At 48.1% G+C, this 24,209-nt stretch carries 18 protein-coding genes; 17 read left to right on the top strand and 1 reads right to left on the bottom strand.

Features of this window, described 5'->3' with window-relative positions; genetic code table 11:
- Nucleotides 1-42: 42 nt before the first annotated feature.
- A complete protein-coding gene (locus tag C3V36_12065) occupies nucleotides 43-1,734 on the bottom strand; it encodes a phosphoglucomutase (protein ID AVM69913.1) in 1,692 nt (563 codons plus the stop codon).
- 626 nt (nucleotides 1,735-2,360) lie between these two features.
- Between C3V36_12065 and C3V36_12060 the strand changes: the two genes are divergently transcribed.
- The 17 genes from C3V36_12060 (at nucleotide 2,361) to larC (ending at nucleotide 24,208) form a co-directional block, all read left to right on the top strand.
- The gene (locus C3V36_12060) at nucleotides 2,361-4,988 is read left to right on the top strand and encodes a bifunctional acetaldehyde-CoA/alcohol dehydrogenase (protein AVM69912.1); all 2,628 of its coding nucleotides are present in this window, start codon (nucleotides 2,361-2,363) and stop codon (nucleotides 4,986-4,988) included.
- 188 nt (nucleotides 4,989-5,176) lie between these two features.
- Complete coding sequence (clpB, locus tag C3V36_12055; protein AVM69911.1) at nucleotides 5,177-7,771, top strand: ATP-dependent chaperone ClpB; 2,595 nt, start codon at nucleotides 5,177-5,179, stop codon at nucleotides 7,769-7,771.
- A 195-nt stretch (nucleotides 7,772-7,966) separates the two neighbouring features.
- On the top strand, nucleotides 7,967-8,977 hold the full coding sequence (locus tag C3V36_12050; GenBank protein ID AVM69910.1) for a hypothetical protein: 1,011 nt from the start codon (nucleotides 7,967-7,969) through the stop codon (nucleotides 8,975-8,977).
- A gap of 224 nt (nucleotides 8,978-9,201) precedes the next feature.
- Complete coding sequence (locus C3V36_12045) at nucleotides 9,202-10,068, top strand: prolipoprotein diacylglyceryl transferase (protein AVM69909.1); 867 nt, start codon at nucleotides 9,202-9,204, stop codon at nucleotides 10,066-10,068.
- A gap of 211 nt (nucleotides 10,069-10,279) precedes the next feature.
- On the top strand, nucleotides 10,280-10,711 hold the full coding sequence (locus tag C3V36_12040; protein AVM69908.1) for a cell division/cell wall cluster transcriptional repressor MraZ: 432 nt from the start codon (nucleotides 10,280-10,282) through the stop codon (nucleotides 10,709-10,711).
- Nucleotides 10,712-10,800: 89 nt separating this feature from the next.
- Complete coding sequence (locus tag C3V36_12035; GenBank protein ID AVM69907.1) at nucleotides 10,801-11,748, top strand: 16S rRNA (cytosine(1402)-N(4))-methyltransferase; 948 nt, start codon at nucleotides 10,801-10,803, stop codon at nucleotides 11,746-11,748.
- Between the two features lie 111 nt (nucleotides 11,749-11,859).
- Nucleotides 11,860-12,378: a hypothetical protein gene (locus tag C3V36_12030; GenBank protein ID AVM69906.1), complete on the top strand. Its 519-nt coding sequence runs from the start codon at nucleotides 11,860-11,862 to the stop codon at nucleotides 12,376-12,378.
- A 72-nt stretch (nucleotides 12,379-12,450) separates the two neighbouring features.
- A complete protein-coding gene (locus C3V36_12025; protein ID AVM69905.1) occupies nucleotides 12,451-14,538 on the top strand; it encodes a hypothetical protein in 2,088 nt (695 codons plus the stop codon).
- A 15-nt stretch (nucleotides 14,539-14,553) separates the two neighbouring features.
- Entirely contained in the window at nucleotides 14,554-16,017 is a 1,464-nt protein-coding gene (locus tag C3V36_12020; GenBank protein ID AVM69904.1) for a UDP-N-acetylmuramoyl-L-alanyl-D-glutamate--2,6-diaminopimelate ligase, read from the top strand.
- Nucleotides 16,011-16,967: a phospho-N-acetylmuramoyl-pentapeptide-transferase gene (locus C3V36_12015; GenBank protein ID AVM69903.1), complete on the top strand. Its 957-nt coding sequence runs from the start codon at nucleotides 16,011-16,013 to the stop codon at nucleotides 16,965-16,967. The genes C3V36_12020 and C3V36_12015 overlap by 7 nt, the downstream gene beginning before the upstream one ends.
- Nucleotides 16,968-17,106: 139 nt before the next feature.
- Complete coding sequence (locus tag C3V36_12010; GenBank protein AVM69902.1) at nucleotides 17,107-18,276, top strand: cell division protein; 1,170 nt, start codon at nucleotides 17,107-17,109, stop codon at nucleotides 18,274-18,276.
- 131 nt (nucleotides 18,277-18,407) lie between these two features.
- The gene (locus C3V36_12005; protein ID AVM69901.1) at nucleotides 18,408-19,175 is read left to right on the top strand and encodes a hypothetical protein; all 768 of its coding nucleotides are present in this window, start codon (nucleotides 18,408-18,410) and stop codon (nucleotides 19,173-19,175) included.
- 33 nt (nucleotides 19,176-19,208) lie between these two features.
- Nucleotides 19,209-20,405, top strand: coding sequence for a cell division protein FtsZ (locus C3V36_12000; GenBank protein ID AVM70543.1), 1,197 nt, complete (start codon nucleotides 19,209-19,211; stop codon nucleotides 20,403-20,405).
- Between the two features lie 3 nt (nucleotides 20,406-20,408).
- Nucleotides 20,409-20,906, top strand: a complete 498-nt coding sequence (locus C3V36_11995) for a transcriptional regulator NrdR (GenBank protein ID AVM69900.1) — start codon at nucleotides 20,409-20,411, stop codon at nucleotides 20,904-20,906.
- A 38-nt stretch (nucleotides 20,907-20,944) separates the two neighbouring features.
- A complete protein-coding gene (gene cysK / locus C3V36_11990; GenBank protein AVM69899.1) occupies nucleotides 20,945-21,871 on the top strand; it encodes a cysteine synthase A in 927 nt (308 codons plus the stop codon).
- A gap of 177 nt (nucleotides 21,872-22,048) precedes the next feature.
- On the top strand, nucleotides 22,049-22,819 hold the full coding sequence (locus C3V36_11985; GenBank protein ID AVM69898.1) for a 1-(5-phosphoribosyl)-5-amino-4-imidazole-carboxylate carboxylase: 771 nt from the start codon (nucleotides 22,049-22,051) through the stop codon (nucleotides 22,817-22,819).
- A gap of 12 nt (nucleotides 22,820-22,831) precedes the next feature.
- The gene (gene larC, locus C3V36_11980; GenBank protein AVM69897.1) at nucleotides 22,832-24,208 is read left to right on the top strand and encodes a nickel pincer cofactor biosynthesis protein LarC; all 1,377 of its coding nucleotides are present in this window, start codon (nucleotides 22,832-22,834) and stop codon (nucleotides 24,206-24,208) included.
- Nucleotide 24,209: the final 1 nt, after the last annotated feature.

Below are 24,209 nucleotides of genomic sequence, written 5' to 3'. Positions count from 1 at the left end.
TCTTGATGAATTACGAATGGCTGACCTGAACGATAACAGTTTTTAGTTAATCGCGTTTAATTCTTTCAGAACATTTTCCCGAATCAGCGCCACATTTTGTTCGGCGGAGGCAGCATCGGCCGCTTTGGCGTAAATGTAGAGCTTGATTTTCGGCTCGGTGCCGGACGGACGCAGGGAATACCAGCAGCCGCCGGATAAACGGAACTCCAAGACATTGGAAGCGGGGATATCTTCATAACCGTGCAGATAGTCAATCATTTTTTCGACACTGAAATGCGCAAAAGTCCTCGGATAATTTTGCCGGTAAACCTGCATCATCCGAGCAATTCGTTCTTGACCTTCTTTGCCTTCCAGTACCAGCGAGGTTTGATTTTCCCGGTAATATCCGTATTTTTCAAATAAGGACTGTAAAACATCAAGCAGGGTCAGACCCTTGGCCTTGTAGTAAGCGGCGGCTTCGCACAGCAGCATGGCCGAACTGACACCGTCCTTGTCCCGAACCGCCGTACCGGTGGTGTAGCCGATGCTTTCTTCATAGCCGAAGATATAATGAAAGCCGCGGGCAGCCAGCTCCGGTATCCGGCCGCAGATATTTTTAAAGCCGGTTAAAGCGTTAAAGGTTGTTACGCCGTAGGTCTTGCCGATATCCGCACCCATATCGCCGGTCACAATCGATTTGACGATAGCCGGGTTTTCCGGCAGCCGGCCTTTTTCTTTCATTGCTTCCAGCAAATAATTAATCAAAATAGCACCGGTTTGATTACCGTTAAAGGCAACATATTCGCCTTCCGGATTTAAAACTTCAATCGCCAGCCGGTCGCAGTCCGGGTCGGTTGCAATCAGGAGCGTTGCTCCAATCTTATGTCCCAGTTTTTCCGCATATTCAAAGGCGCGGCGATCTTCCGGATTGGGGTAATCAATTGTGGTAAAATTGGGGTCGGGATCTTTTTGCTCTGGTACCACGGTGAAATTGGAGAACTGGCGCTCGCGCATCACTCGCTGCACTGATTCGCTGCCGGCACCGTTGAGCGGTGTGTATACAATGGAAATGGACTTATCAATTTCCGCATCGCGCACACTTAAGCCTTCGACCATGGAGATGTACTTGTCGTCCATATCCTTGCCTAAAATCTGCAAAAGTCCCTGCGCCAGCGCTTCTTCCTCGGCAATCATTTTAGCACCGGTAAACAGCGGCACCTCCTCAATTTTGGCGGTCATAGCATCGGCGATATCCTGCAGAACCTGTGCGCCGTCTTCCCAATAAACCTTGTAGCCGTTATAGTTTTTGGGATTATGCGAGGCCGTCAAAATCACCCCGGAAGCGGCGTTTAGCTGCCGGATGGTAAAGGATAGTTCCGGTGTCGGGCGGAGGGATTCAAATAAATAGGCTTTGATCCCGTTGGCAGCAAAAATAAGAGCGGCCATTTTAGAAAAAGTGTCGGAAAAATGGCGGCAGTCATAGGCAATCGCCACGCCACGTTTTTTGTATTCTTCGCCCTTTTCACAGATAAAATCGGCAATTCCCTGCGTTACCTGGGCGACGTTATACTTGTTCATTCGATTGGTTCCGGCGCCCAAGATTCCCCGCAGCCCGGCTGTACCGAACTCCAGATTTTTATAAAAACGGTTTTGAATTTCGTTTTCATCGTTTTCAATCCGGCGCAGTTCCTCTTTAGTTTCTTCGTCAACATGGGGGTTGCTTAACCATTCCAGATATTTTGCTTTGTAGTCCATAGCCTCTCCTTTGCTAAAAAATGTTGATGTTTTTTTTAGTTCTTCCTTTATTATATAAGATAACGGCTGGTTTTTCAATTCATATCTGCTAAAAAATACAGGGACAAATTTTGGTTAAAGTGAAAAAGTTATTTTCACAAGAACGGGAGAGAAGTGGGCTCATGTTTCCGCTTGGGCGGTTCCTTGGTGTTTTGTATCGTTTCTGTTTATGGAATGGGCAGTGCAGGCGGCAGAGTTTCAGCCAATGTAAAGTCGGAAAGCCGAACGGCAGAGCAAGCGGAAAACAAAACAAAAAAGAGGATGATTTAGGATGAAAAATTGTGCAAAAAGCTGGTGACAAGAAAAAGGAAGATGGATGTGACAAAATATCTGCCAAGAAAACAGGAAGAAAATCGATGAAAGGGACTAATAGTTAAAAAAATAACAAAACACTTGCGAAAACGGGAAATGTATGTTAATATATTGACATGGAAAAGCGGCAAACAGAAATAAGAATTAACAGTGTGTTTTTAGAGCGAAAAGGGATTTGCTTGGCAGTGGATTTTGGTGGATGGTTTGTCGGAAGGTTAAGGAAATAACGATAATTTCGAATTGTTTTGGTTAAATATTTAACTAAGGAGGTTTTTATGAAACAACAGGCAGAAACAAAAGTTACTAATTTGGAAGAATTGCAGCAGGCGATTGCCAAGGTCAAAGCGGCGCAGGTGAAGTTTGCTTCCTTTACGCAGGAGCAGGTCGATCACATTTTCCGGGAAGTGGCAATTGCCGCCAATAACGCCCGGATTGAATTGGCTAAGATGGCGGTGGAGGAAACCGGCATGGGGCTGGTCGAGGATAAGGTTATTAAGAATCATTTCGCGGCGGAATATATTTATAATAAATATAAAGATGAAAAGACCTGCGGTGTTTTGGAAAAGGATGATGTTTACGGCATCATGAAGATTGCCGAGCCGATCGGCCTGATTACGGCGGTTATTCCGACCACCAATCCGACCTCAACCGCTATTTTTAAGATTCTCCTGACCTTAAAAACCAGAAACGGCATTATTTTGGCGCCGCACCCGCGGGCAAAACGGTCGACAGTTGAGGCGGCTAAAATTGCTTTGGCGGCGGCGGTCAGAGCCGGCGCGCCGGAGGGCATCATCGGCTGGATTGATGAGCCGACCGTTGAGTTATCGAATATAGCGATGCAGTCGGCGGATTTGATTCTGGCAACCGGCGGTCCCGGCATGGTTAAGGCAGCGTATTCCTCCGGCCGGCCGGCGATTGGCGTCGGCGCGGGCAATACCCCGGCGATCATTGATGAAACGGCTCATATCAAGATGGCCGTCAATTCGATTTTACTGTCCAAGTCCTTTGACAACGGCGTGATTTGTGCTTCCGAACAGGCGGCGATTGTGCTCAAGGAAGTTTACGGCGAGGTAAAAGAGGAATTTTCGCTGCGCGGCGGCTACATTATGACTAAGGAAGAAACCGAAAAGGTCAGAAAAATTATTTTGCTGAATGGTTCGGTAAATGCTGCCATTGTCGGCCAGTCGGCGATTAAGATTGCTGAGATGGCGGGCTTTAAGGTGCCGGCTGATACCAAGGTACTGGTGGGCGAGGTGCAGAACGTGGAGATAGAAGAACCGTTCAGTCATGAAAAATTATCGCCGATTCTGGCGCTGTACAAGGCACAGGATTTTGAAGACGCTTTGAACAAGGCGGCCAGACTGGTTGAGTTAGGTGGCTTGGGACATACTTCGGTGCTGTATACCGATCAGCTCAATTCACAGGATCGGATTCGCCGTTTTGGTGAAAGAATGAAAACTGGCCGGACAATTATCAATATGCCGGCTTCGCAGGGCGCGATTGGCGATATCTTTAACTTTAAGCTGGCTCCCTCGCTGACCTTGGGCTGCGGCTCCTGGGGCGGCAACTCGATCAGTGAAAACGTAGGAGTCAAGCATTTGATGAATGTTAAGACTATCGCCGAAAGGAGAGAAAATATGCTGTGGCATCGCGTGCCGGAAAGAATTTATTTTAAATATGGCTGCCTGGGAGAAGCCTTGCATGAGCTGCATGAGCAGGGCAGCAAAAGAGTGTTTGTTGTTACCGATAAAGTTCTGTATGGCTTGGGCTTTGCCGATATCATTACCAACCGGTTGGCGGAGTTTAACATGGATATTAAGGTCTTTTATGAGGTTGAGCCGGATCCGACCTTAGCGGCGGCTCGTCGGGGAGCCAAGGAAATGCTGAGCTTCCAGCCGGATACCATCATCGCGCTGGGCGGCGGTTCGCCGATGGACGCGGCAAAGATTATGTGGGTGCTGTACGAGCATCCGGAGGTTCATTTTGAAGACTTAGCGATGCGTTTTATGGATATCAGAAAGCGGGTCTTCCAGTTCCCGAAGATGGGACAAAAGGCCAAGATGGTGGCAATCCCGACCACGGCCGGCACCGGCTCTGAGGTGACGCCGTTTGCGGTTATTACCGATGAAAAGACCAACGTCAAATATCCGCTGGCTGATTATGAATTAACGCCGGATATGGCCATCATTGACGCCGAGCTGATGATGAATCAGCCCAAGGGGCTGACCTCAGCCTCCGGTATTGACGTCCTGACCCATGCGATTGAAGCCTTTGTCTCGGTGATGGCGTCCGATTTTACCAATGCACAGGCATTGGAAGCAATGCGGCTGGTCTTTAAATATTTGCCGGATGCGTATAATGAAGGCGCAACCAATGCCAAAGCCAGAGAGAAGATGGCACATGCTTCGGCCTTAGCCGGAATTGCCTTTGCCAATGCTTTTCTGGGCGTCTGCCACTCAATGGCGCATAAGCTGGGTTCGATGCATCATGTTACGCACGGTACGGCCAACGGTATGCTGTTATGCGAGGTGATTCGCTTTAACGCTGCCGATAATCCGAGAAAGCAGGCAGCTTTCCCGCAGTATAAGTATCCGAACGCCAAGTGGCGCTATGCCAAGATTGCTGATTTCTTAGGGCTGGGCGGCAAAACCGAAGATGAAAAGGTGGAGCTGCTGATTGACAAGATTGAGGAATTAAAGAAGATCATCCATGTTCCCGGCAGTATCCGGGAGTACGGCGTGGATGAAAAGGCCTTTTATGCGAGCTTAGACGAGATGAGCGAGCAGGCCTTTGACGATCAATGTACCCCGGCTAATCCGCGTTACCCGCTGATTTCGGAAATTAAGCAAATGTATATCAATGCTTATGAAGGCGCCGGCGGCAAGAAAGCTAAGAAGAAATAAAAGTAAAAATAAAACCCAAAAGATAAAACCCTCTTTACCGGACATCCGGTAGGGAGGGTTTTTGACATAAAAAAATCATAAAACAATAAAAAACTTGCAAAAGCCTATTGACAAAAGGACGGAGAGGGCATATAGTATTGTTAGCACTCAAAGAAAGAGAGTGCTAACAATAAAAGGAGGGTCATCCTATGAATTTAGAAAAGTTTACACAGAAATCAGCGGAAGCAATTAATATTGCAGAAAAGATTGCGATTAAGGAAGGACATCAGCAGGTTGACGGCGAACACTTGCATTACGGCCTGCTGGCGGTACCGGACAGCCTGATTCTTAAAGTATTGGCGTATATGAAGATTGATTTAAAGGGCTACCGGGATGAACTGGAAAAAGAATTAAAGCGTCTGCCCAGTGTCAGTGGTGACGTGCAGACTTATGCTTCCCGGCGTTTTCATCAGTTGCTGATTGCGGCTGAGGAAGAAGCAAAGCAGTTTAATGATGATTATGTCAGCGTGGAGCATTTGTATCTGGCGCTGTTAAAAGAGAAAAATACTCCCTCGCAGCGAATTATGAAAGAGTTCCGCATTGAGCTGGACAGCTTTTTGCAGGCCTTAAAGCAGCTCCGGGCCGATAAGCGGGTAACCACCGATAACCCGGAAGAGAGTTATGAAGTGCTGCAAAAATACGGCCGGGAATTGGTCGAAATGGCAAGGCTGGGTAAGCTTGACCCGGTAATCGGCCGGGATGGTGAGATTCGGCGGGCAATTCGGATTTTGTCCCGGCGGACCAAGAATAATCCGGTACTGATCGGCGAACCGGGTGTCGGCAAAACGGCGGTAGTGGAAGGGCTGGCGCAGCGGATTTTAAACGGCGATGTGCCGGAGGGCTTAAAGGATAAGAAAATTTTTGCTTTGGATATGGGCGCTTTGGTGGCCGGGGCCAAATACCGGGGCGAGTTTGAAGAACGCCTGAAAGCGGTGTTGAATGAGGTGACGAAGTCAAACGGCGAGATTATCTTGTTTATTGACGAACTGCACACCATTGTTGGCGCCGGTAAAACGGAAGGCTCCATGGATGCCGGCAACATTTTAAAGCCCATGCTGGCCCGGGGCGAAGTCCGCTGTATCGGCGCGACGACCTTGGACGAGTACCGGCAGTATATTGAAAAGGATGCTGCCTTGGAGCGGCGGTTTCAGCCGATTCTGGTGGACGAGCCGACCGTTGAGGACACGATTTCCATTTTGCGGGGGTTAAAAAAGCGGTTTGAAATTCACCACGGTGTTCGGATTACCGACGGAGCGCTGATTGCCTGTGCTACCTTGTCGCATCGCTATATTTCCGACCGGTTTTTGCCGGATAAGGCAATTGATTTGATGGATGAAGCAGCGGCCATGATTCGGACAGAAATTGACTCAATGCCGGGGGAACTGGACGAGGTTTCGCGTAAGCTGATGCAGCTGGAAATTGAGAAGCAGGCATTGGCCAAGGAAAGCGATGCAGCGTCCAAAGAGCGCTTAGCCAACCTGGAAAAGGAGATCGCCGAGTATAAAGAGCAGGTTAACAATATGAAAGCCCAGTGGGAACTGGAAAAAGCGGAGTTAAATAAGGAAAAGGAAATTAAGGCTGAGATTGAAAAGACGCAGCTGGCAATCGAAGAAGCCGAGCGGGCCTATGATTTGGAGAAGCTGGCCAGTTTAAAATACGGTAAGCTCCCCGAACTGGAAAAGGAATTGCAGGCTGAAAAAGAAAGTGCAAAAAATAAGCACTTAACCTTATTAAAAGAGGAAGTGACGGAAGAAGAAATCGAGGAGATCGTTTCCCGCTGGACAGGTATTCCCGTCAGCAAGCTGAACTCTTCGGAAAAAGAACGGCTGTTGCATTTAGACAGTATTTTGCATCAGCGGGTCATCGGCCAGGAAGAAGCGGTGCAGGCGGTGACGGATGCCGTCATCAGAGGCAGGGCGGGATTAAAAGATCCGAACCGGCCCATCGGCAGCTTTATTTTCCTGGGGCCGACCGGTGTCGGCAAAACCGAATTGGCCAAGGCCTTAGCCGAGGCGCTGTTCGATACGCAGGAAAATTTGATTCGAATTGATATGAGCGAATATATGGAGCGCCATGCGGTTGCCAGACTGATTGGAGCGCCTCCGGGCTATGTCGGTTTTGAGGAAGGCGGTCAGCTGACGGAAGCAGTCCGCCGGAAACCCTATTCGGTCATTTTGTTCGATGAGATTGAAAAGGCGCACCCGGAGGTGTTCAATGTGCTGCTGCAGCTTTTGGATGACGGACGGTTAACTGATAGCCAGGGACGGACGGTCGACTTTAAAAATACAGTGGTGATCATGACCTCGAATATCGGCAGTCAGACTTTGCTGGAGGGAATTACCGAGGATGGTAATATTAAAGAGAGTGCTAAGAAAAAAGTGATGGAACAGCTGCATGCTTATTTTAAGCCGGAGATTTTAAACCGGATTGACGATATTGTCCTGTTCTCGCCGTTGACCAAGGAGCAAATCAGAGGCATTATTGAGTTGAACATTGCTTCCATTCAGAAACGGCTGGAGGAAGAGCGGATTCATTTGAGCTTGACGGACGCAGCCAAGGATAAGATTGCCGAAGCGGCTTATGATCCGATGTTCGGCGCAAGACCGGTTAAACGCTATATGCAGAGGGTGGTGGAAACCAAACTCGGCCGGGAAATGATTGCCGGTAATATCGGTGAAAACGACGAGGTGTTGATTGACACCGCCGGTGATGATTTTAGCGTCAGGAAGGTCACGAAAAACTAAACACAATAGGAAGCCGCCGTAAAAATTTTGAGGCGGCTTCTTTTGTAAAAATCTTCCAACTCTCATTTGACAAATCAGGCTAAAATGTTTAAAATAAAGGTTATAGTTCAGGCAAGCCTTTAGCGGTGCAGTGAAAACAGCGGGCTTTCGCGGGCAAAAGCAAACCTTTGGCAATAAAACCGGAAAGGGAAAATCATGAAGCATACCATATTATTAGGCGGCTATACCAGCCGGGCCAATCAGGGTATTGGCCAAGTTACTTTAGATACGGAAAAAAGACAGCTTATTGATTATCATTTGATTTATAAAGCGGAGCGACCGACCTATTTGTTGGAGGCGGATGGCTGTATTTATGCCTGCATGAAGCGGGGAGCAAACGGCGGTGTGGCGATGATTAAAGACGGACAGGAGCAGGCGGCGGTAGCGATGGAGGGGGCGGCTCCCTGTCATATTTCGGCGGATCCGAATCGGCCGTATTTTTATGTGTCCTGGTATCATCAGGGTGTGGTCAGCGTGGTTGAGAAAACGGCGGACGGCTTGGCTGAAAGGTGTCGGGTGGCGCATCACGGCAGGAGCGTTCATCCCAATCAGGAGAAATCGCATGTTCATTTTGCGCAAATCAGCCCCTGCGGTCGTTATTTGTTTGTCTGCGACTTGGGAACGGATGAAGTTTACCTATACTCGCCGCAGGCGGACGGAACATTGAAGGAATATCACCGGGAAAAAACACCGGCCGGCATGGGCCCGAGGCATTTGACCTTTCATCCGCAGCTGCCGTTTATTTATGTGCTGGGAGAGCTTTCCAGTCAGGTTTTGGTGCTGGAGATGGAGCCGGACAGCGGTCGGATTTTTCAGCGTCAGCTGATTTCGGCTTTGCCGGAAGACTTTAAAGGAAATAATGCGGCATCGGCTGTTCGGATCAGCCGCGATGGCCGGCATCTTTATACCTCCAACCGGGGGCATGATTCGATTGCGGTATTTCAGGTGGGCGCAGACGGGCTTTTGCAGTTAGTCGAATATGTGCCGACCGAGGGAAAAACGCCGCGAGATTTTGCGCTTAGCCCGGCAGAGGATTTTTTGGTGGCGGCGCATCAGGACTCGGATAATTTGACGCTGTTTGCCAGAGATCAGGCCAGCGGCCGGTTGAGCCTGTGCCAAAAGGGGGTATATGCGCCGGAATATGTCTGTGTTTTCTTTGCAGAGTGATAAACTCAAAGTTTTTTGGCCAAGAGGGGCAGCCTTTCCGGAAGCGGCAAGCCGTAGTCGCCCCCCTGCTTTCTGAGCGGGTGCGTAGCCGCTTAAATGCAGCTGCCCTAAGCCAAAAGGCAGCTTTGGCGAATGGAGGAAAATGGAATAAAAGCCGAAAAACGGAAAGGATTTTGGCGATGGCTGCGGCTTGACAGCCGAAAAAAGAAAGATAAGAGGTTGGAATGAAAGAATATGATGTAATTTTCCCGAACTTATTTGGCGGGATTAAGATAGAGAACTTGGAGCCTGTGGCCTTTCGGCTGTTCGGGCTGGAAGTGTACTGGTACGGTATTATTATTACTGCCGGGATTTTAGCCGGATATTATCTGGCGGTTTACCGGGCGAAAAAAATGAACTTTGACCCGGAAATCATCAATGACTTTGTGCTCTATGCCGTGATTGCGGCGGTGATTGGAGCCAGACTTTATTATGTGATTTTTTCCTGGCAGGATTATAAGGATAATTTGCTTGATATCTTTAATCTGCGCCGGGGGGGATTGGCGATTTACGGTGCGGTAATCGGTGCGGTGGCGGCGATTTTGGTTTACAGCAAGTGGAAAAAGGCTCCTTTTTTAAAGATTGTTGACGTAGCGGCGCCGGGGCTGATTTTGGGGCAGATTATCGGGCGTTGGGGTAATTTTATGAATATGGAAGCCTTTGGTGGGGCATCTGACGGGCTTTTGGCAATGGCACTGCGTTGGGATAAGGTAAAGTATATTCCGGCCGGGATGGAGAATCAGTTTACCTTAATTGACGGTGTGAAATATTTGCAGGTGCAGCCGACTTTTTTGTATGAATCTTTATGGAATCTGGGAGTTTTGCTGTTTCTGCTGTTTTGGACGGGAAAACGCCGGTTTGACGGCGAGATTTTTTGCCTGTATTTGCTGGGCTATGGCTTGGGGCGGGTGTGGATTGAAGGACTTAGAACGGATCAACTCCTGCTTTCTTCGGGATTGCCGGCCTCTCAGGTTTTGGCGGCAATTTTGATTATAGGTTCAATGGCGTGGCTGGTGTTGGGGCGAAAAAAGCAGTCCGTCAGCCATAAATAGGACTAAAATACTATTTCAAACAGAATACTAAATATTGTGCTTGCCGGTCGGGGGGACAACTAAATATAGAGAAAATTCCTGAAAAAGAGAGTCGAAGCGTGCTTCGGCTCTTTTTTTGGCTGAAAAAGACTTGATTTTTTTCGCATATCAGGTTAATATGATAGAAAAGTGGAAGAAAATGGTAACAAGTGGGGAATAATGGAGGAGAAAAATGTTTATCGGTGAATATCGTTTTTCCATGGATGCCAAGGGCCGGGTATCGATTCCAACTAAATTCCGGGAAGAACTGGGCGAAGTCTTTTATATTACCAAAGGCTTTGATACCTGCTTGTTTGTTTATTCCGCCGGGGAATGGGAACGTTTCATGCAAAAGCTGGATGCAGCTCGGTTAAGTTCTAAGGATTCCCGTAAGATTCAGCGTTTCTTTTTAGCGGCTTCCACCGAATGCAGCATTGATAAACAGGGTCGAGTGCTGCTGTCTGCGCCGCAAAGGGAATATGCCGGAATTGAAAAGGACGTGGTGATTATCGGTGTATCCAATCGCCTGGAGATTTGGGCGGAAGATGCCTGGCGCAGTTATGTGGAAAATGAAGAAACCGATATCAGCGGCCTGGCTGACCGGATGGAAGATTTGGAACTGTAAACCACTGCCGGTTTTGCTGATGCTTGCGAGGCTGACCGCGTCCGTGCCGCAAGCGGAAGAATTGCCGAGGGATACCGTAAGGAGAAAGTATGGAATTTAAACATATTCCCATTTTATTGGCGGAATGTCTGGACGGTTTGCAGATTAAACCGGACGGAGTTTATATGGACGGCACGCTGGGCGGAGCCGGACATGGCTATGAAATTGCCGCTCGGCTTAGTGAGAACGGAATATTTTTGGGTCTGGATCAGGACGAGGAGGCCTTGAGCGCTGCCGAACGAAAACTGAGCGCGTTGCCGGATAAGGACATCCGGCTGCTGCACAGCAATTTTACCGATTTTAAGAATGCGCTTTTTCTGGCGGGCATAACGCAGCTTGATGGTATTTTGCTGGATTTGGGGATTTCTTCTTATCAAATTGATAATCCGGCCAGAGGTTTTACCTATATGAAGGATGCACCGCTGGATATGCGGATGGATCAGAGCAGGAACAGAGATGCCGCGCAGATTGTCAATACTTATCCGCAGGCGGAGCTGGCCAGAATATTTCGTGAATACGGCGAAGAAAAGTTTGCCGGCGAGATTGCCGCAAAGATTACGGCGGCCAGAAGGAATCACCCGATTGAAAGCAGCTATCAGCTGAATGAGCTTATCGATCAGGCGATTCCCAAAAAAGTTCGGGCTGCCCGTAAAGGACATCCGGCCAAGCAGGTTTATCAGGCGCTGCGGATTGAATGTAATGACGAGCTGAAGGCGGTTGAGCAGGCCTTGCCGGAAATGGCAGGATGTTTAAAAGATGGCGGACGGTTGTGTGTCATTACTTTTCACTCGCTGGAGGACAGACTGGTAAAAAATATTTTTCGGGACTTGGAGAATCCCTGTATTTGTCCGCGCGATTTTCCGGTTTGCGCTTGCGGCCGAAAGCCGCTGGGCAGGGTGATTACCCGTAAGCCGATTGTACCGTCGGCAGCGGAGCAGGAACAAAATGAAAGATCGCACAGCGCCAAGCTTCGAATTTTTGAACGCCGGACCGACTGAAGAACAAAAAAATTAAAGCGAAAGTTCAGGCAGGCACTACCGGACTGCCGGCCCGAACTATAAACAGATTCATAGCAAAGGGAATTGCAAAGTGCAGAAAGGAGGATAGCCGTGAGTCAGACTGCAAAAGAAAAACAGAATTATTATACGCACACCCAGGGCAGCCTGGCTTCTCGGATCGACTATCTTCCGGATCTTTGGGATGAGCCCGGTTTTCAGCCGCAGGTGATTGAAAACCCGAAAAAAACAGTTGCAATCAAAGCCAATAAAGGATATACTATATTGTTGTTTTTAACAATTGTTTTGTGTATTGCACTGTGCGCGATTTATTTAAAATCGGCCTTTTCCCTGATTGCCGTGCAGGCGGAGGTAAACCGTTTAAAGTCAGAGCTGGAGCAGATGAGAGTGCAAAATGCCCAGTTGGAGTACCGGATTAACGAAACGGTCGATTTGGAAAAAACCTATGATGTCGCGGTCGGACACCTGAACATGCGTCTGCCGGAAAAGCATGAGGTACATTATATTACCAGAAAAGCCGGCTCTTATACTTTGAAGCTGAATCAGGCAACATACAGTGAGCAAAACAATAATGTAAGACAGTTCATACTATTTATTTTAAAAGACTGGTAAGATATGACCAAGCAGAAAAAGGCCAGACAGAAAGAACCGTTTATAATTTTTGTTTTGAAAGATTGGTAAGCTATGGCAGAAAATAGGAAAAGTGCGGACGGGAAAATAAGCAAAAGGGAATTGAAGAAACAAATGAGCAGAAGGGCGGCTTTTTTGTTTCTTTTGTTCATTTTTGCTTTTGTGGCTTTATTTGTGCGGTTGTGGGATATTATTCAAACAGACGGGGAAAGTTTTCGGCAAAAGGTGCTGAGTCAGGCGATTCAAAGAGAGGGCGACAGCTACATCGAATCCAAACGGGGTGAGATTATGGATCGGAACGGCATTGTACTGGCCGGGACCCGCCGGGTGTATAAGCTGATTTTTGATGCCAAGCTGATTCATTCGCTAAGCGATGCCGACAAGAAAAATAAGACCCTGACTCTTTTGGCGGAGCATAATGTCCGGACGCAGGCGGAGCTGGAAAAAATTTTACAGGAAAAGAAAGAGTACAATTACATTGTATTGGAACAGGAAATGTCCTATCAGGACTTTAAAGAGATTAAAGAGGCAATTGACAGCTACCAGGTCAGCGGCCTTTTCTATGAGGAGCATAATAAGCGGGAATACCCGTACCCGGTCTTGGCTCCCGAACTGATTGGCTTTGTCAAGGGCGATAATACCGGCGAAGGCGGGATTGAAGAATATTATAATGATATGCTGATTGGCGAAACCGGCAGAAAATACGGGATTTTAAACAGCAAATCCATTGCCGCCGACAGGGAAGTGGCAGCGGTTGACGGCTATCAGATTATGCTCAATATTGATTATTCGATTCAAAAGTATATTACCGATGCGATGAATGATTATTTAAAGGAACATCACCCGAAGTCGGTAACGATTATTGTGGCCGATCCCCGCAGCATGGAGATTCTAGGGCTAAAATCCTATCCCGGCTTTTCGCTTGATTCGCCCTATGAAATAGAGGATCTGGAGCGGCCGGACGATGTGGAAATGGTGGAAAAAAGTATTGTTGAGATCATTACCCAGAGGAAGAAAAAAATATTAGCCGACCGAACTGTTGAGTTTGAAGCCGAGAAACGCAGGCTGGAGGAAGACAAAAAGGCCAAAGAAGAGGCGGCGCAGACCGCCGGAACACCGCTTTCGGCTGAAGAAAAAGCTAAGTTAGAAAAAGCACTGCAGGAACTGGAGGCTAAGAGGCCGAAGTTAGAGGATGTCAGCGACGGCGAAGTGATTGATGAGCAGGAGAGGGCTTCTATTCGCCAAAACTTACTGCTGCAGAACCGCTGGAAAAATATTGCTTTAACGAACGGCTATGAACCGGGATCCATTTTTAAAGCGATTACTTATGCCATCGGCTGCGAAGAAAATAAAATTGCGCCGGATAACCGCTATTACTGCTCCGGTGGTTTGCAGCGAGCCAATTATTTCATTAACTGTCATAAGCTGAGCGGACATGGTTATCAGACAGCCGAGCAGGGGTTGACCAATTCCTGCAATGTGGTTTTTATGGAGCTGGGGGCGAATATCGGCCGCGATTTGTTTTATGAGTATCAGCGCAAGTTTGGCTTCGGGAGTTTAACCGGTGTTGACCTGGCGGGAGAAACCAGCCAGCGCAAAAATATTTATGCCAAAAAAGACCTGAATGAAGTGCAGCTGGCAACTTCATCCTTCGGTCAGGGCTTTAATGTTACGCCGATTCAAATGATTACAGCATTTTCAGCACTGATCAACGGCGGCTATTTATATGAGCCGCATATTGTGCAGAAGGTATTTGATACCGACGGCAATTTATTTGAGGTCAAAGACAGGACATTGATTCGGCAGGTCATTTCCGAGCAGTCGTCAGTCAAGATCCGGCATGCGCTTAGAAGCGTAGTGGATGAAGGTACCGGTAAAACGGCAAAAATTGCCGGTTATGAAATCGGCGGCAAGACGGCAACTTCGGAAAAGCAGCCCCGGGGAAACGGCAAGTATACGGTTTCGTTTATGGGCTTTGCGCCGGTGGAAAATCCGGAAGTGATCACTCTGGTGATTGTCGATGAGCCGGAAGGCGCTTATCAGGACTCGCGGATTCCGGCGCTGATTTTTCGGAATTGTATGGAAAAGATCATGCCCTATCTGCATATCTTTAAAGCGGAAGCGACCGAAGCGGAAAAATAAGGAAAGGACGCCAACATGAAATTAAAAGAGCTGTTAAAAGAAATGGATATTCTCCGGCTGGACGGAGATTTGGAAACGGAAATCAGCGGATTGGAGAATGACTCCCGTTTGATTCGGCCGGGATATTTATTTGTGGCGGTGAAAGGCTATGAGACCGACGGGCATTTGTTTTGCCGGCAGGCGATTTTAAACGGTGCAGCGGCCGTTTTACTGGAGCAGGAAGAGGGCCTGGAGGAAATTTGTCGGGAGCACGGTGTGGCGGTGGTGAAAGCGGCTGACAGCCGAAAAGCCCTGGCTCAGGCGGCAGCAGCCTTTTACGGCTGGCCGGCCCGGCAGCTGAATATGGTTGGGATTACCGGTACTAACGGCAAAACCTCAACTGCCATTCTCAGCTACCGTATCCTAAAAGCAGCCGGACATTTGACCGGCGTCATCGGGACAATATCCAATTTTATTCATAACCGGGAGCTGCCGGCTGAACGGACGACACCGGAAGCGCATCAGCTGCAAAAACTGTTGGCTGAGATGCGGGCAGAATCGGTTGATACCGCGGTGATGGAGGTATCCTCGCATGCGCTGGAACTGGACCGGGTCTGCGGAATTCGCTTTAAAGTAGCGGTTTTTACCAATTTGAGTCTGGATCATCTGGATTTTCATCAGACCATGGAAAATTATTTAAAGGCCAAAAGCAGGCTGTTTCAAATGGCGGAAACCGGAGTGATCAATGCTGATGATCCGGTCAAAGATGAACTTTTAAAGGGAAACACTTGTCAAAAACTGTATTTTTACAGCATTAAGGATCCGCAGGCGGATTTTTATGCCGATCAGATTGAGCATCATTTGACCGGGACGAACTATCGCCTGTCTTTTGCCGGCCGGACATATCCGGTTGTCTTGCGCACACCCGGCAATTTCAGTGTTTATAACAGCTTGGCGGCAATTGCCATTACTTACAGTTTAGGCGTGCCGATGGAAGTCATATTGCCGGCGCTGGCTGAGTGCAGTCAGGTCAGAGGCCGGTTTCAGCCGGTACAGCTCCCCGGCGGCTTTACGGCAATCGTGGATTATGCCCATACGCCGGATGGTTTGGAGAATGTGCTGCGCTCGATTAATGAGTTTAAAACCGGAAAAGTGATTACTGTGTTCGGCTGCGGCGGTGACCGTGACCGGAGTAAGCGTCCGCTGATGGCGGAAATTGCCGAACGGTATTCGGACTATGTTATTATTACTTCGGATAATCCTCGGACAGAAGAACCGGAACAGATTATTGCCGAGGTGGCGGCCGGCATGACCGACCGGGCCTATGAACTGGAAACGGATCGCCGGCGGGCCATTGAAAAAGCTTTGACCCGGGCTGAGGCCGGTGATGTGGTGCTGGTGGCCGGCAAGGGGCATGAGGATTATCAGATTATCGGCCGGCAGAAGCAGCCGTTTGACGATGTTAAGATCATAGAGGAATGGGGGAGCAAGCAATGTTAAGTACAGTTGCGCGTCAGCTGATTTTGCTGGTGCTGGTGGTGCTGGTGATGACGGTCAGCGGCGGCTATGCATTTATTCCATTTCTGCGCCGGATTAAACTGGGGCAGTATGTCAGAGAGGACGGGCCGCAGAGTCATTTAAAAAAAGCCGGTACACCGACCATGGGTGGTGTGATATTCCTGTTTCCTTTTATTTTGCTGGGATTTTTCAGCGGCAATTCCGGCCCGGTTTTTTGGGCGACCTTAGGCTGTGCGGCTATTGGCTTTGCCGATGATTTTATTAAGGTGGTACTAAAGCGCTCATTGGGGCTCAGGGCATATCAGAAGCTGATTGCTCAGCTGGCGGTGATTATTGCTTATTTTGCCTATCAATTTGGGCGGGGACAGCTTCTTACTCAGATTCGGATTCCGTTTACCGGTATCTTTTGTGATCTGGGCGGTTTATGGTATGTTTTTGCTCTGCTGGTTATTTTCGGCACCACCAACGGCGCCAATTTAACCGATGGTCTGGACGGTTTGTCGGCCTCGGTTAGTTCGGTGATGATGGTTTTTCTGGCAGTGGCGGCGTTTTGGATGGGGCGGGTTGAAATCGGTGTGTTGGCGCTTATCTTTTTTGCCGGATTATTGGGATTTTTGTGGTTTAACGCTTATCCGGCCAAAGTATTTATGGGCGACACCGGTTCGCTGGCAATTGGCGGCTTTGTTGCTTTTGCTTCGATTCAGCTGCAGATTCCGCTCCTGATTTTGTTGTTTGGCGTTATTTATTTGGTCGAATCTCTGTCGGTCATGATTCAGGTGGCGTATTTTAAGAAAACCGGTAAGCGGGTTTTTAAGATGACTCCGATTCATCATCATTTTGAACTCACCGGGGTCAAAGAAACGAAAATTGTGGCCTATTTTACTCTGGTGACGATCGCAGCCTCGCTGATCGCGCTGTATAGCATCCTATAAGTATTAAAACAAAGGTGATTGTTCAGGCGTTAAGCAAATAGGCAGTTACACTTGATGTGCGTTAAAAGAGCAAGTTCTCCGCCGGCATATCAAGCATAAACACCTGTTTGCCTGAACTGTGGACAAATAAGGAGCCGGGATGGAACGAGAAAGAAAAATTCATAAAATCCTTAATATTCGGGGCAGTATGGACTGGAGCATTTACTTTGTGGTAATGTTTTTGATTGCTTTCGGCGTAATCATGGTGTACAGCTCCAGCTTTAATTTATTGCTGGATTATGACGGCAAGGTGCTGCCGTTAAAAGGACAGATTTGGCTGAAACAATTAATTTACGGGATTATCGGCATGGTGATTATTACTGTCGGAGCACATATTCAGGTTCGGTTCAGCTCTGCCTTGCTGTCGATTATCGGCTATCCGGCGGCTTTAGCTTTGATGATGCTGGTCATTTTTAAAGGAGATGCGACCCGGGGTGCGGCCCGGGCGATTAAAATCAGTTCTTTTAGTTTTCAGCCATCGGAATTGACCAAGTTAGCGGTGATTGTCACCTTGGCGATTTTGCTGGAAAAATGGCAGCAGTATTTAAATAAGCCGAAGGCACTCTTTTATTTATTGGCGGTTTTAGCATTGCCGGTGGCACTGGTAGCCAAGGAGGATTACAGCACAGCAGCGGTTATTTTGGCGATTGGCGGTGGGATGATTTTTATCACCTATCGAAATATATGGCAGACAGTTGTGATGGGCGGAGGACTGGGCGGAACGCTGCTGGTGTTTTTCTATTTTTTAAAAAGCAACCGGCAAATGCGGATGAGCTTGATGAAGGGCGGTGCCTGGCAGCAGGCGGACGGAGCCGGCCGGCAAACGGTGCAGTCGCTGCTGGCGATTGGTTCAGGCGGTTTTTTTGGCCGGGGACTGGGGCAATCCTTACAAAAAATGGGACGGATCAGTCAGGCGCATCATGATATTATTTTTGCCATTATTTGTGAAGAATTGGGTTTTTTCGGAGCGGGATTGATTTTGCTCCTGTATTTAGGGCTGCTTTATCAGCTTTTGCAGACGGCGGTGGCAGCCGGTGAGATCCGGGATAGTTTGATTGTAATTGGTGTGATGTTGCAAATCGTCAGTCAGGTCGTTATCAATATCGGCGTGGCCAGCAGCCTTTTGCCCAATACCGGGATGCCGCTGCCGTTTATTAGCTACGGCGGCTCCTCGCTTTTGTTTTTATGTATGGAAATGGCTTTGGTTTTAAGTATTGCCAAGAAAAATCAGTACCAATATATGAAAAAAATTGAAGCTATCAGCGAATAAGCGGATATTGGGACGGAAACGAATACTTTCGGTTTTGAGGAAACTTGCAGCGGCTTACGAAATCTTTGCCTTTTGGCCGGATAAACGGTATCCCTGCTTAGAATCAGAAAAACACAGGATAGGACGAAACAATGAAGTACAAAATAGGAATATTGCTGCTGATCATTGCTTTGGCGGCCGGCTTTTACTTTGTCAGCGGCATGGTCAGGATTGTTCAGATTGATATCAGCGGCAACGCACATAATACGGATGATGAGATTTTGCAGCTGGCCGGATTCTCCCGGGAGGCGACGGTGCTCGATACCATTAAGCATCGGCCAAAGCGGATTGAGAATAAGGGATATATTGCCCGAATGGAGATTAGTTATCCGACCGTGACAACGATTAAAATTGAAGTGATTGAAAAAGAAAGAATGGGTTATGTTAAATATATGAGCAGTTATTTGTGTGTTGACTCCAATGCTTATATTATTGACAGCGTAAAAACACCGGATCCCGATACTGCCCGGATTGAGGGCCTGACCGTTAAGAGTTTTGCTTTAAATGAACCGTTGGAGATTGACGAGGAAACAAGGCTGGCACTTTTGAATATTTATAAATTGATAAGTGCTTATCAGCTGCCGGTCAAGGTAATTAACCTGAATTATAAGAAAACCGAGCAAATCAGTATTGACTTCGGCAAAATCAAGGCCAATATCGGCAACGCCCGCAAGTTGGAGGAAAAGTTCGGGCTGCTCAAGGATATTTTAGCCGATATCGGCCCGGAGAAAGAGGGAATTTTGTTTTTGGAAAATCCAGATAAGAAAATAATTTTCCGGCGGACGGATTTGCCGTCGGATCCTTTCGCGGAAGACCGGCAGGAGGCGGAGATGGCGGTGGAGGAAGAAAAAAAGCAATAGGCTTTGGGAAAAAAGACTTGCGAAAATGGTAAAATGTATTATAATAGGAATAAGACTGAATTCAGAGAACTTAGGAGGGCTACTTTGATTACGATAAACAATGAAGGAAATTTGGCGAAAATGCTGGTAATAGGAGTCGGCGGCGGCGGCAACAATGCGGTTAATCGGATGATTGATCAGCACATCAAAGGGGTGGAATACGCCGTAGTCAATACCGACGCTCAGCAATTAACCTCATCAAAATCAAGCAATAAGATTCAAATCGGAGAAAAGCTGACCAAGGGTCTGGGTGCTGGAGCAAGGCCGGAAATCGGATTGCAGGCGGCCGAGGAAAGCAAGGAAGAGCTTTTGGCAGCAATTAAAGAGTATGATATGCTTTTTATTACGGCCGGTATGGGCGGCGGCACCGGAACGGGAGCGGCACCGCTGATTGCGGCGTTAGCCAAGGAATTAGGCATTTTAACCATCGGTATTGTTACCAAACCGTTTGAGTTTGAAGGTCCGCAGCGGATGGAATATGCGGAGAAGGGGATTGCTGCGTTAAAGCAGTATGTGGATACGCTGCTGGTGATTCCCAATGAAAAGATTTTTTCGATTATCGATAAGAAAGCCTCGACCAAGGTAGCTTATGCCAAAGCGAATGAAGTACTGCAGCAGGCGGTTGAGGGCATTTCTCAAATTATTTATGAAGAAGGCGTCATCAATCTGGATTATAATGATGCTGCCCGGATTATGAAAGGGCAGGGCGTGGCGCATATCGGTGTCGGCCGGGCCAGCGGTGAAAAGAGAGCGGAAGAAGCTGCCAAGATGGCGATTAACAGTCCATTATTGGAAACATCCATTGCCGGTGCGACTCAAATGCTGGTCAATGTGATTGCTTCGGAAGAAGTGTCGATGGTTGATGTCAAGGAAAGCTTGGAGTATATCCGGAAAGCAACCGGTCAGAATGCCAATATTATTTTTGGACAGGTGGAAAATGACAGTTTGGGCGATGAAATGATCGTGATGGTGATTGCCACCGGTTTTAACGGTCAGCCGGAAGCAAATGACTTCCAGATTAACCTGACCAAGCAGGAACGTTCTGAAGAAGCAGCTTCGCAGCAGGAGACGGCAGAAGCGGAAAAAGCGGAAAAATCAGAAAAGGAAGGGGCGGCAAAGGAGCGTGAGTTGGCTGCTCAGGAGCCGGAAATTGAAATTCCATTCTTTTTACAAAAAAGAAAGAAGGGATAGGCTATGAAATGTCCGGTTTGTTCCTTTCCCGATACCAAGGTAATTGATTCCCGAAAAACAGAGGATCAAAGTTCGATTCGGCGCCGGCGTCAGTGCGAGGCTTGCGGCAAACGGTTTACTACGTTTGAAATCATTGAGCGCAGCCCTTTGAGTGTGGTCAAAAAAGACAGTACCAGAGAGCCGTATTCCCGGGAGAAAGTATTGTCCGGTGTAATGCGTGCCTGCCATAAGCGGGCGGTTTCCCGCGATCAGATTGACGCTTTGGTGGATAGTATTGAGAATACTTTATACAGCGAGTTGGCCAAAGAAGTTTCTTCGGCATTGATTGGCGGTTTGGTGATGGATAAGCTTAGGGATTTGGACGAAGTGGCATATGTCCGGTTTGCCTCGATTTATCGGGAGTTTAAAGATATTTCCGGTTTTGTCAGCGAAATCAATGATTTGAAAACAGACCGGCAGGCGGTTAAATCGGAAAAACCGGCTGCTGAAAAGGAACGGTAAACGTGCTCGGTTGATCATTATAAAACAAAGGAGACAGCATGAAAATCTTTGAGCGGTTAACTGATTTGGTCGGCCGGACGCCGATTATTTCTTTAAAACGATTAGCAGCCGGTCACGGACTGGCGGCCGAAATTTTAGTAAAGTTGGAATCAGCGAATCCGGGCGGATCGGTCAAAGATCGGATTGCTTTAAATATGATTGAAACGGCTGAACGCGAAGGGCGGCTTAAGCCGGGCGGCACTTTGATTGAAGCGACCAGCGGCAATACCGGCATTGGTCTGGCGTGGATCGGTGCGGTTAAGGGATATTCGGTGATTTTAACGATGCCCGAGTCGATGTCAATAGAACGCCGCAACTTGCTGGCGGCTTACGGCGCAAAGGTAGTTTTAACGCCGGCCGGGCAAGGCATGAAAGGCTCGCTGGCCAAGGCGGCGGAGCTTCTTTTGCAGATTCCGAACAGTTTTATGCCGAGCCAGTTTGAAAATCCGGCCAATCCGGAAGCGCACCGGCAGACGACGGCCAAGGAGATTTTAGCCGATACGGATAAGAACTTAGCTGCTTTTGCGGCAGGAGTAGGAACCGGCGGAACGCTGACCGGCGTGGGTGAGATTCTGAAGCAGGAAATTCCCGGGCTGTGGGTTGCGGCAGTTGAGCCGATTGATTCACCGGTGCTGTCGGGCGGAGTTGCCGGAGCACACAAAATTCAGGGGATTGGTGCGGGATTTATCCCGAAAACGCTTAATGTCAAGGTTTATGACGAGATTATTCAAGTCCGTTATGAAGATGCCAAACAGACAGCGAAGGAATTGGCGGAAAAGGAAGGAATTCTGGCCGGGGTGTCTTCGGCGGCCAATGTGTTTGCCGCTATGCAGATAGCCAGAAAAGCGGAATTTGCCGGTCAAAACATTTTGACGGTGATTTGTGATACCGGTGAAAGATATCTTTCCACGGAATTATTTTTGTAATCAAAAACCATATAACATCCATTTGATTCCGGAATATGCGGTAAGTCTGCCTGGTTTTAAAATGTTGTTATATGGTTTTTTTGACTTTCCCTTATTCAAAGAATAGTTTTTACTTGGCGATTCGCAGAAGCATGTGGAGTTTCGTCAGGGAAAAGCAACTGGCAAAGGAGAATATTTGTGCAGGAAAAAGAAATTGTAAACTTATTGGGAAAAATAAAGGAAGGCTCGGTTTCGGTTGAAGCCGGCGCCAAGATTTTGAAAGATTTATCCTATGCAGAATTAGGATATGCTAAAATTGATTATCACCGGCAGATGCGCAATGGTTATCCGGAAGTGATCTACTGTGAGGGCAAAGCGCTGGAGCATGTCAGGGGCATTGTTCAGTCAATGCTGGAGCATGATGCCGGTATTATTCTGGCGACCAGAGTTTCACCGGAAGCAGCGGCGGTTATTCAGACAGTGGCGGCGGATGCGGTTTATTATCCGATTCCGCGGCTGTGTATTATTAAGCGCCGGGAAGTAAAAATGCGGGCCGGGACGGTTGCGGTCTGTACCGGCGGAACGGCAGATATTAAAGTGGCGGAAGAAGCGGCACTGACCTGTGAGCTGTACGGCAATCCGGTCGACCGGATTTATGATGTCGGTGTGGCTGGGCTGCACCGGCTGTTGGACAAATTGGAACAAATTCGAAAGGCCAATGTAATCATTGCCGTAGCCGGGATGGAAGGAGCTTTAGCCAGTGTAATCGGTGGGCTGACCGATAAACCGGTGATTGCCGTGCCGACCAGTGTCGGGTACGGCGCCAATTTCGGCGGAGTATCAGCGCTGCTGTCCATGCTTAATTCCTGCGCCAGCGGTGTCAGTGTGGTCAACATTGATAACGGATTCGGGGCAGGCTATTTGGCGGCCATGATCAACCGGATGAACTTGTCAGAAGATTTATTTTAAGAGGAGAAAAGGATGAAAACTTTATATTTGGAATGTTTTTCCGGTATGAGCGGCAATATGTTTTTGGCGGCTATGTTGGAACTGGGCGTAGAGCTTGATTATTTGAAGCGGGAACTGAGTAAGCTTCGTTTGGATGATGAATTTGCACTGGAAGTATCGACCATGGATAAAAACGGGATTGCTGCCACCTATGTGGATGTTATTTTAAAAAAGGAAAGTCATGACCACCATCATGAGCATGAGTATCATCATGACCATGATCACCATCACGACCATGACCATTATCATGATCATGACCACTACCATGACCATGATCACCATCATGACCACGACCATCATCATGAAGAGGGCAGCCATACTCATGAACATACCCATATCCACCGAAACTTAGCGGATATTCACCAGATTATTGAAAAAAGTGATTTGTCACTGCGGGTACAGGAGCTGGCTAAAAAAGTTTTTGGTTTTGTGGCCAGAGCAGAAAGCAGGGTTCATGGCAAGCCCTTAAATGAAGTTCATTTTCATGAGGTGGGAGCGATTGATTCCATTGTCGATATTGTCGGGGCAGCAATTTGTGTGGATTGTCTGGGAATTGAAAAGGCAGCTGCCAGCCGGGTAGCGGTAGGAACGGGCTTTGTGCGCTGTGCGCATGGCCTGATGCCACTGCCGGCACCGGCAACTTTGGAAATATTAAAAGAAGCAGGTATTCCCTATTATCAGACGGAAATTAAGGGGGAACTGCTGACGCCGACCGGAGCAGCAATTTTGGCGGCGCTGGTCAGCGAATATGGCCCGATGCCGGAGGGGCTGCTGACGGCCACCGGTTATGGCGCCGGCAAGAGAGATCAGGTCATTCCCAATGTAGTCAGAACTTCCCTGCTGGAAAAAGCAGGCGCGGCGGCCGGACTGGAATCGGAGGTGCTGGAACTTCGGTTTCAGGTGGATGATATGACCGGAGAAGAATTGGGCTTTTTTATGGAGCTGATGTTAGCCGAAGGGGCAAAGGATATTTATTATCAGCCGATTTTTATGAAAAAAAATCGCCCGGCCACCGCGGTTACGATTTTACTGAATCCGGCGGATTTGGATTACTTCAGCGAATTGATTTTTAAGCATACTTCGACCTTGGGCTTTCGCCATATGCTTTGCCCGCGCCGGGAAATGGAGCGGCAAAATCTGGAAAGCAGCTTAGGCGGGGAGACGTATCAGGTTAAGATTGCCCAGTGGCAAAATACGCAAAAAATTTCCTATGAGTATGAGGATATTAAGCGGATTGCTTTAAAGCAAAACAAGACCTTACAGGAGGTTTTAAACGAGATTTCTTTTTCGGTGTTTGAATCTATCCGCCGGCAGAAGGAAAGCCAAACGAACTTGAATGAGCAGGAGTAGA

It is taken from the genome of Lachnospiraceae bacterium oral taxon 500 (assembly GCA_002999035.1).
Lineage (GTDB): Bacteria > Bacillota > Clostridia > Lachnospirales > Vallitaleaceae > W11650.
Note: the sequence above shows the minus strand (reverse complement) of the source record. Positions and strands in the feature narration are given on the sequence as shown.

Excerpts from the sequence above, each read along its gene's own strand:
- C3V36_12015 (AVM69903.1), top strand. The coding sequence starts at position 16,011 with ATGTTAAGTACAGTTGCGCGTCAGCTGATTTTGCTGGTGCTGGTGGTG.
- C3V36_12000 (AVM70543.1), top strand. The coding sequence starts at position 19,209 with ATGTATTATAATAGGAATAAGACTGAATTCAGAGAACTTAGGAGGGCT.
- C3V36_12010 (AVM69902.1), top strand. The coding sequence starts at position 17,107 with ATGGAACGAGAAAGAAAAATTCATAAAATCCTTAATATTCGGGGCAGT.
- C3V36_12065 (AVM69913.1), bottom strand. The coding sequence starts at position 1,734 with ATGGACTACAAAGCAAAATATCTGGAATGGTTAAGCAACCCCCATGTT.
- C3V36_12040 (AVM69908.1), top strand. The coding sequence starts at position 10,280 with ATGTTTATCGGTGAATATCGTTTTTCCATGGATGCCAAGGGCCGGGTA.
- larC (AVM69897.1), top strand. The coding sequence starts at position 22,832 with ATGAAAACTTTATATTTGGAATGTTTTTCCGGTATGAGCGGCAATATG.
- C3V36_12050 (AVM69910.1), top strand. The coding sequence starts at position 7,967 with ATGAAGCATACCATATTATTAGGCGGCTATACCAGCCGGGCCAATCAG.
- C3V36_12035 (AVM69907.1), top strand. The coding sequence starts at position 10,801 with ATGGAATTTAAACATATTCCCATTTTATTGGCGGAATGTCTGGACGGT.
- C3V36_11995 (AVM69900.1), top strand. The coding sequence starts at position 20,409 with ATGAAATGTCCGGTTTGTTCCTTTCCCGATACCAAGGTAATTGATTCC.
- C3V36_12025 (AVM69905.1), top strand. The coding sequence starts at position 12,451 with ATGGCAGAAAATAGGAAAAGTGCGGACGGGAAAATAAGCAAAAGGGAA.
- C3V36_12060 (AVM69912.1), top strand. The coding sequence starts at position 2,361 with ATGAAACAACAGGCAGAAACAAAAGTTACTAATTTGGAAGAATTGCAG.
- clpB (AVM69911.1), top strand. The coding sequence starts at position 5,177 with ATGAATTTAGAAAAGTTTACACAGAAATCAGCGGAAGCAATTAATATT.
- C3V36_12005 (AVM69901.1), top strand. The coding sequence starts at position 18,408 with ATGAAGTACAAAATAGGAATATTGCTGCTGATCATTGCTTTGGCGGCC.
- C3V36_12045 (AVM69909.1), top strand. The coding sequence starts at position 9,202 with ATGAAAGAATATGATGTAATTTTCCCGAACTTATTTGGCGGGATTAAG.
- cysK (AVM69899.1), top strand. The coding sequence starts at position 20,945 with ATGAAAATCTTTGAGCGGTTAACTGATTTGGTCGGCCGGACGCCGATT.
- C3V36_12020 (AVM69904.1), top strand. The coding sequence starts at position 14,554 with ATGAAATTAAAAGAGCTGTTAAAAGAAATGGATATTCTCCGGCTGGAC.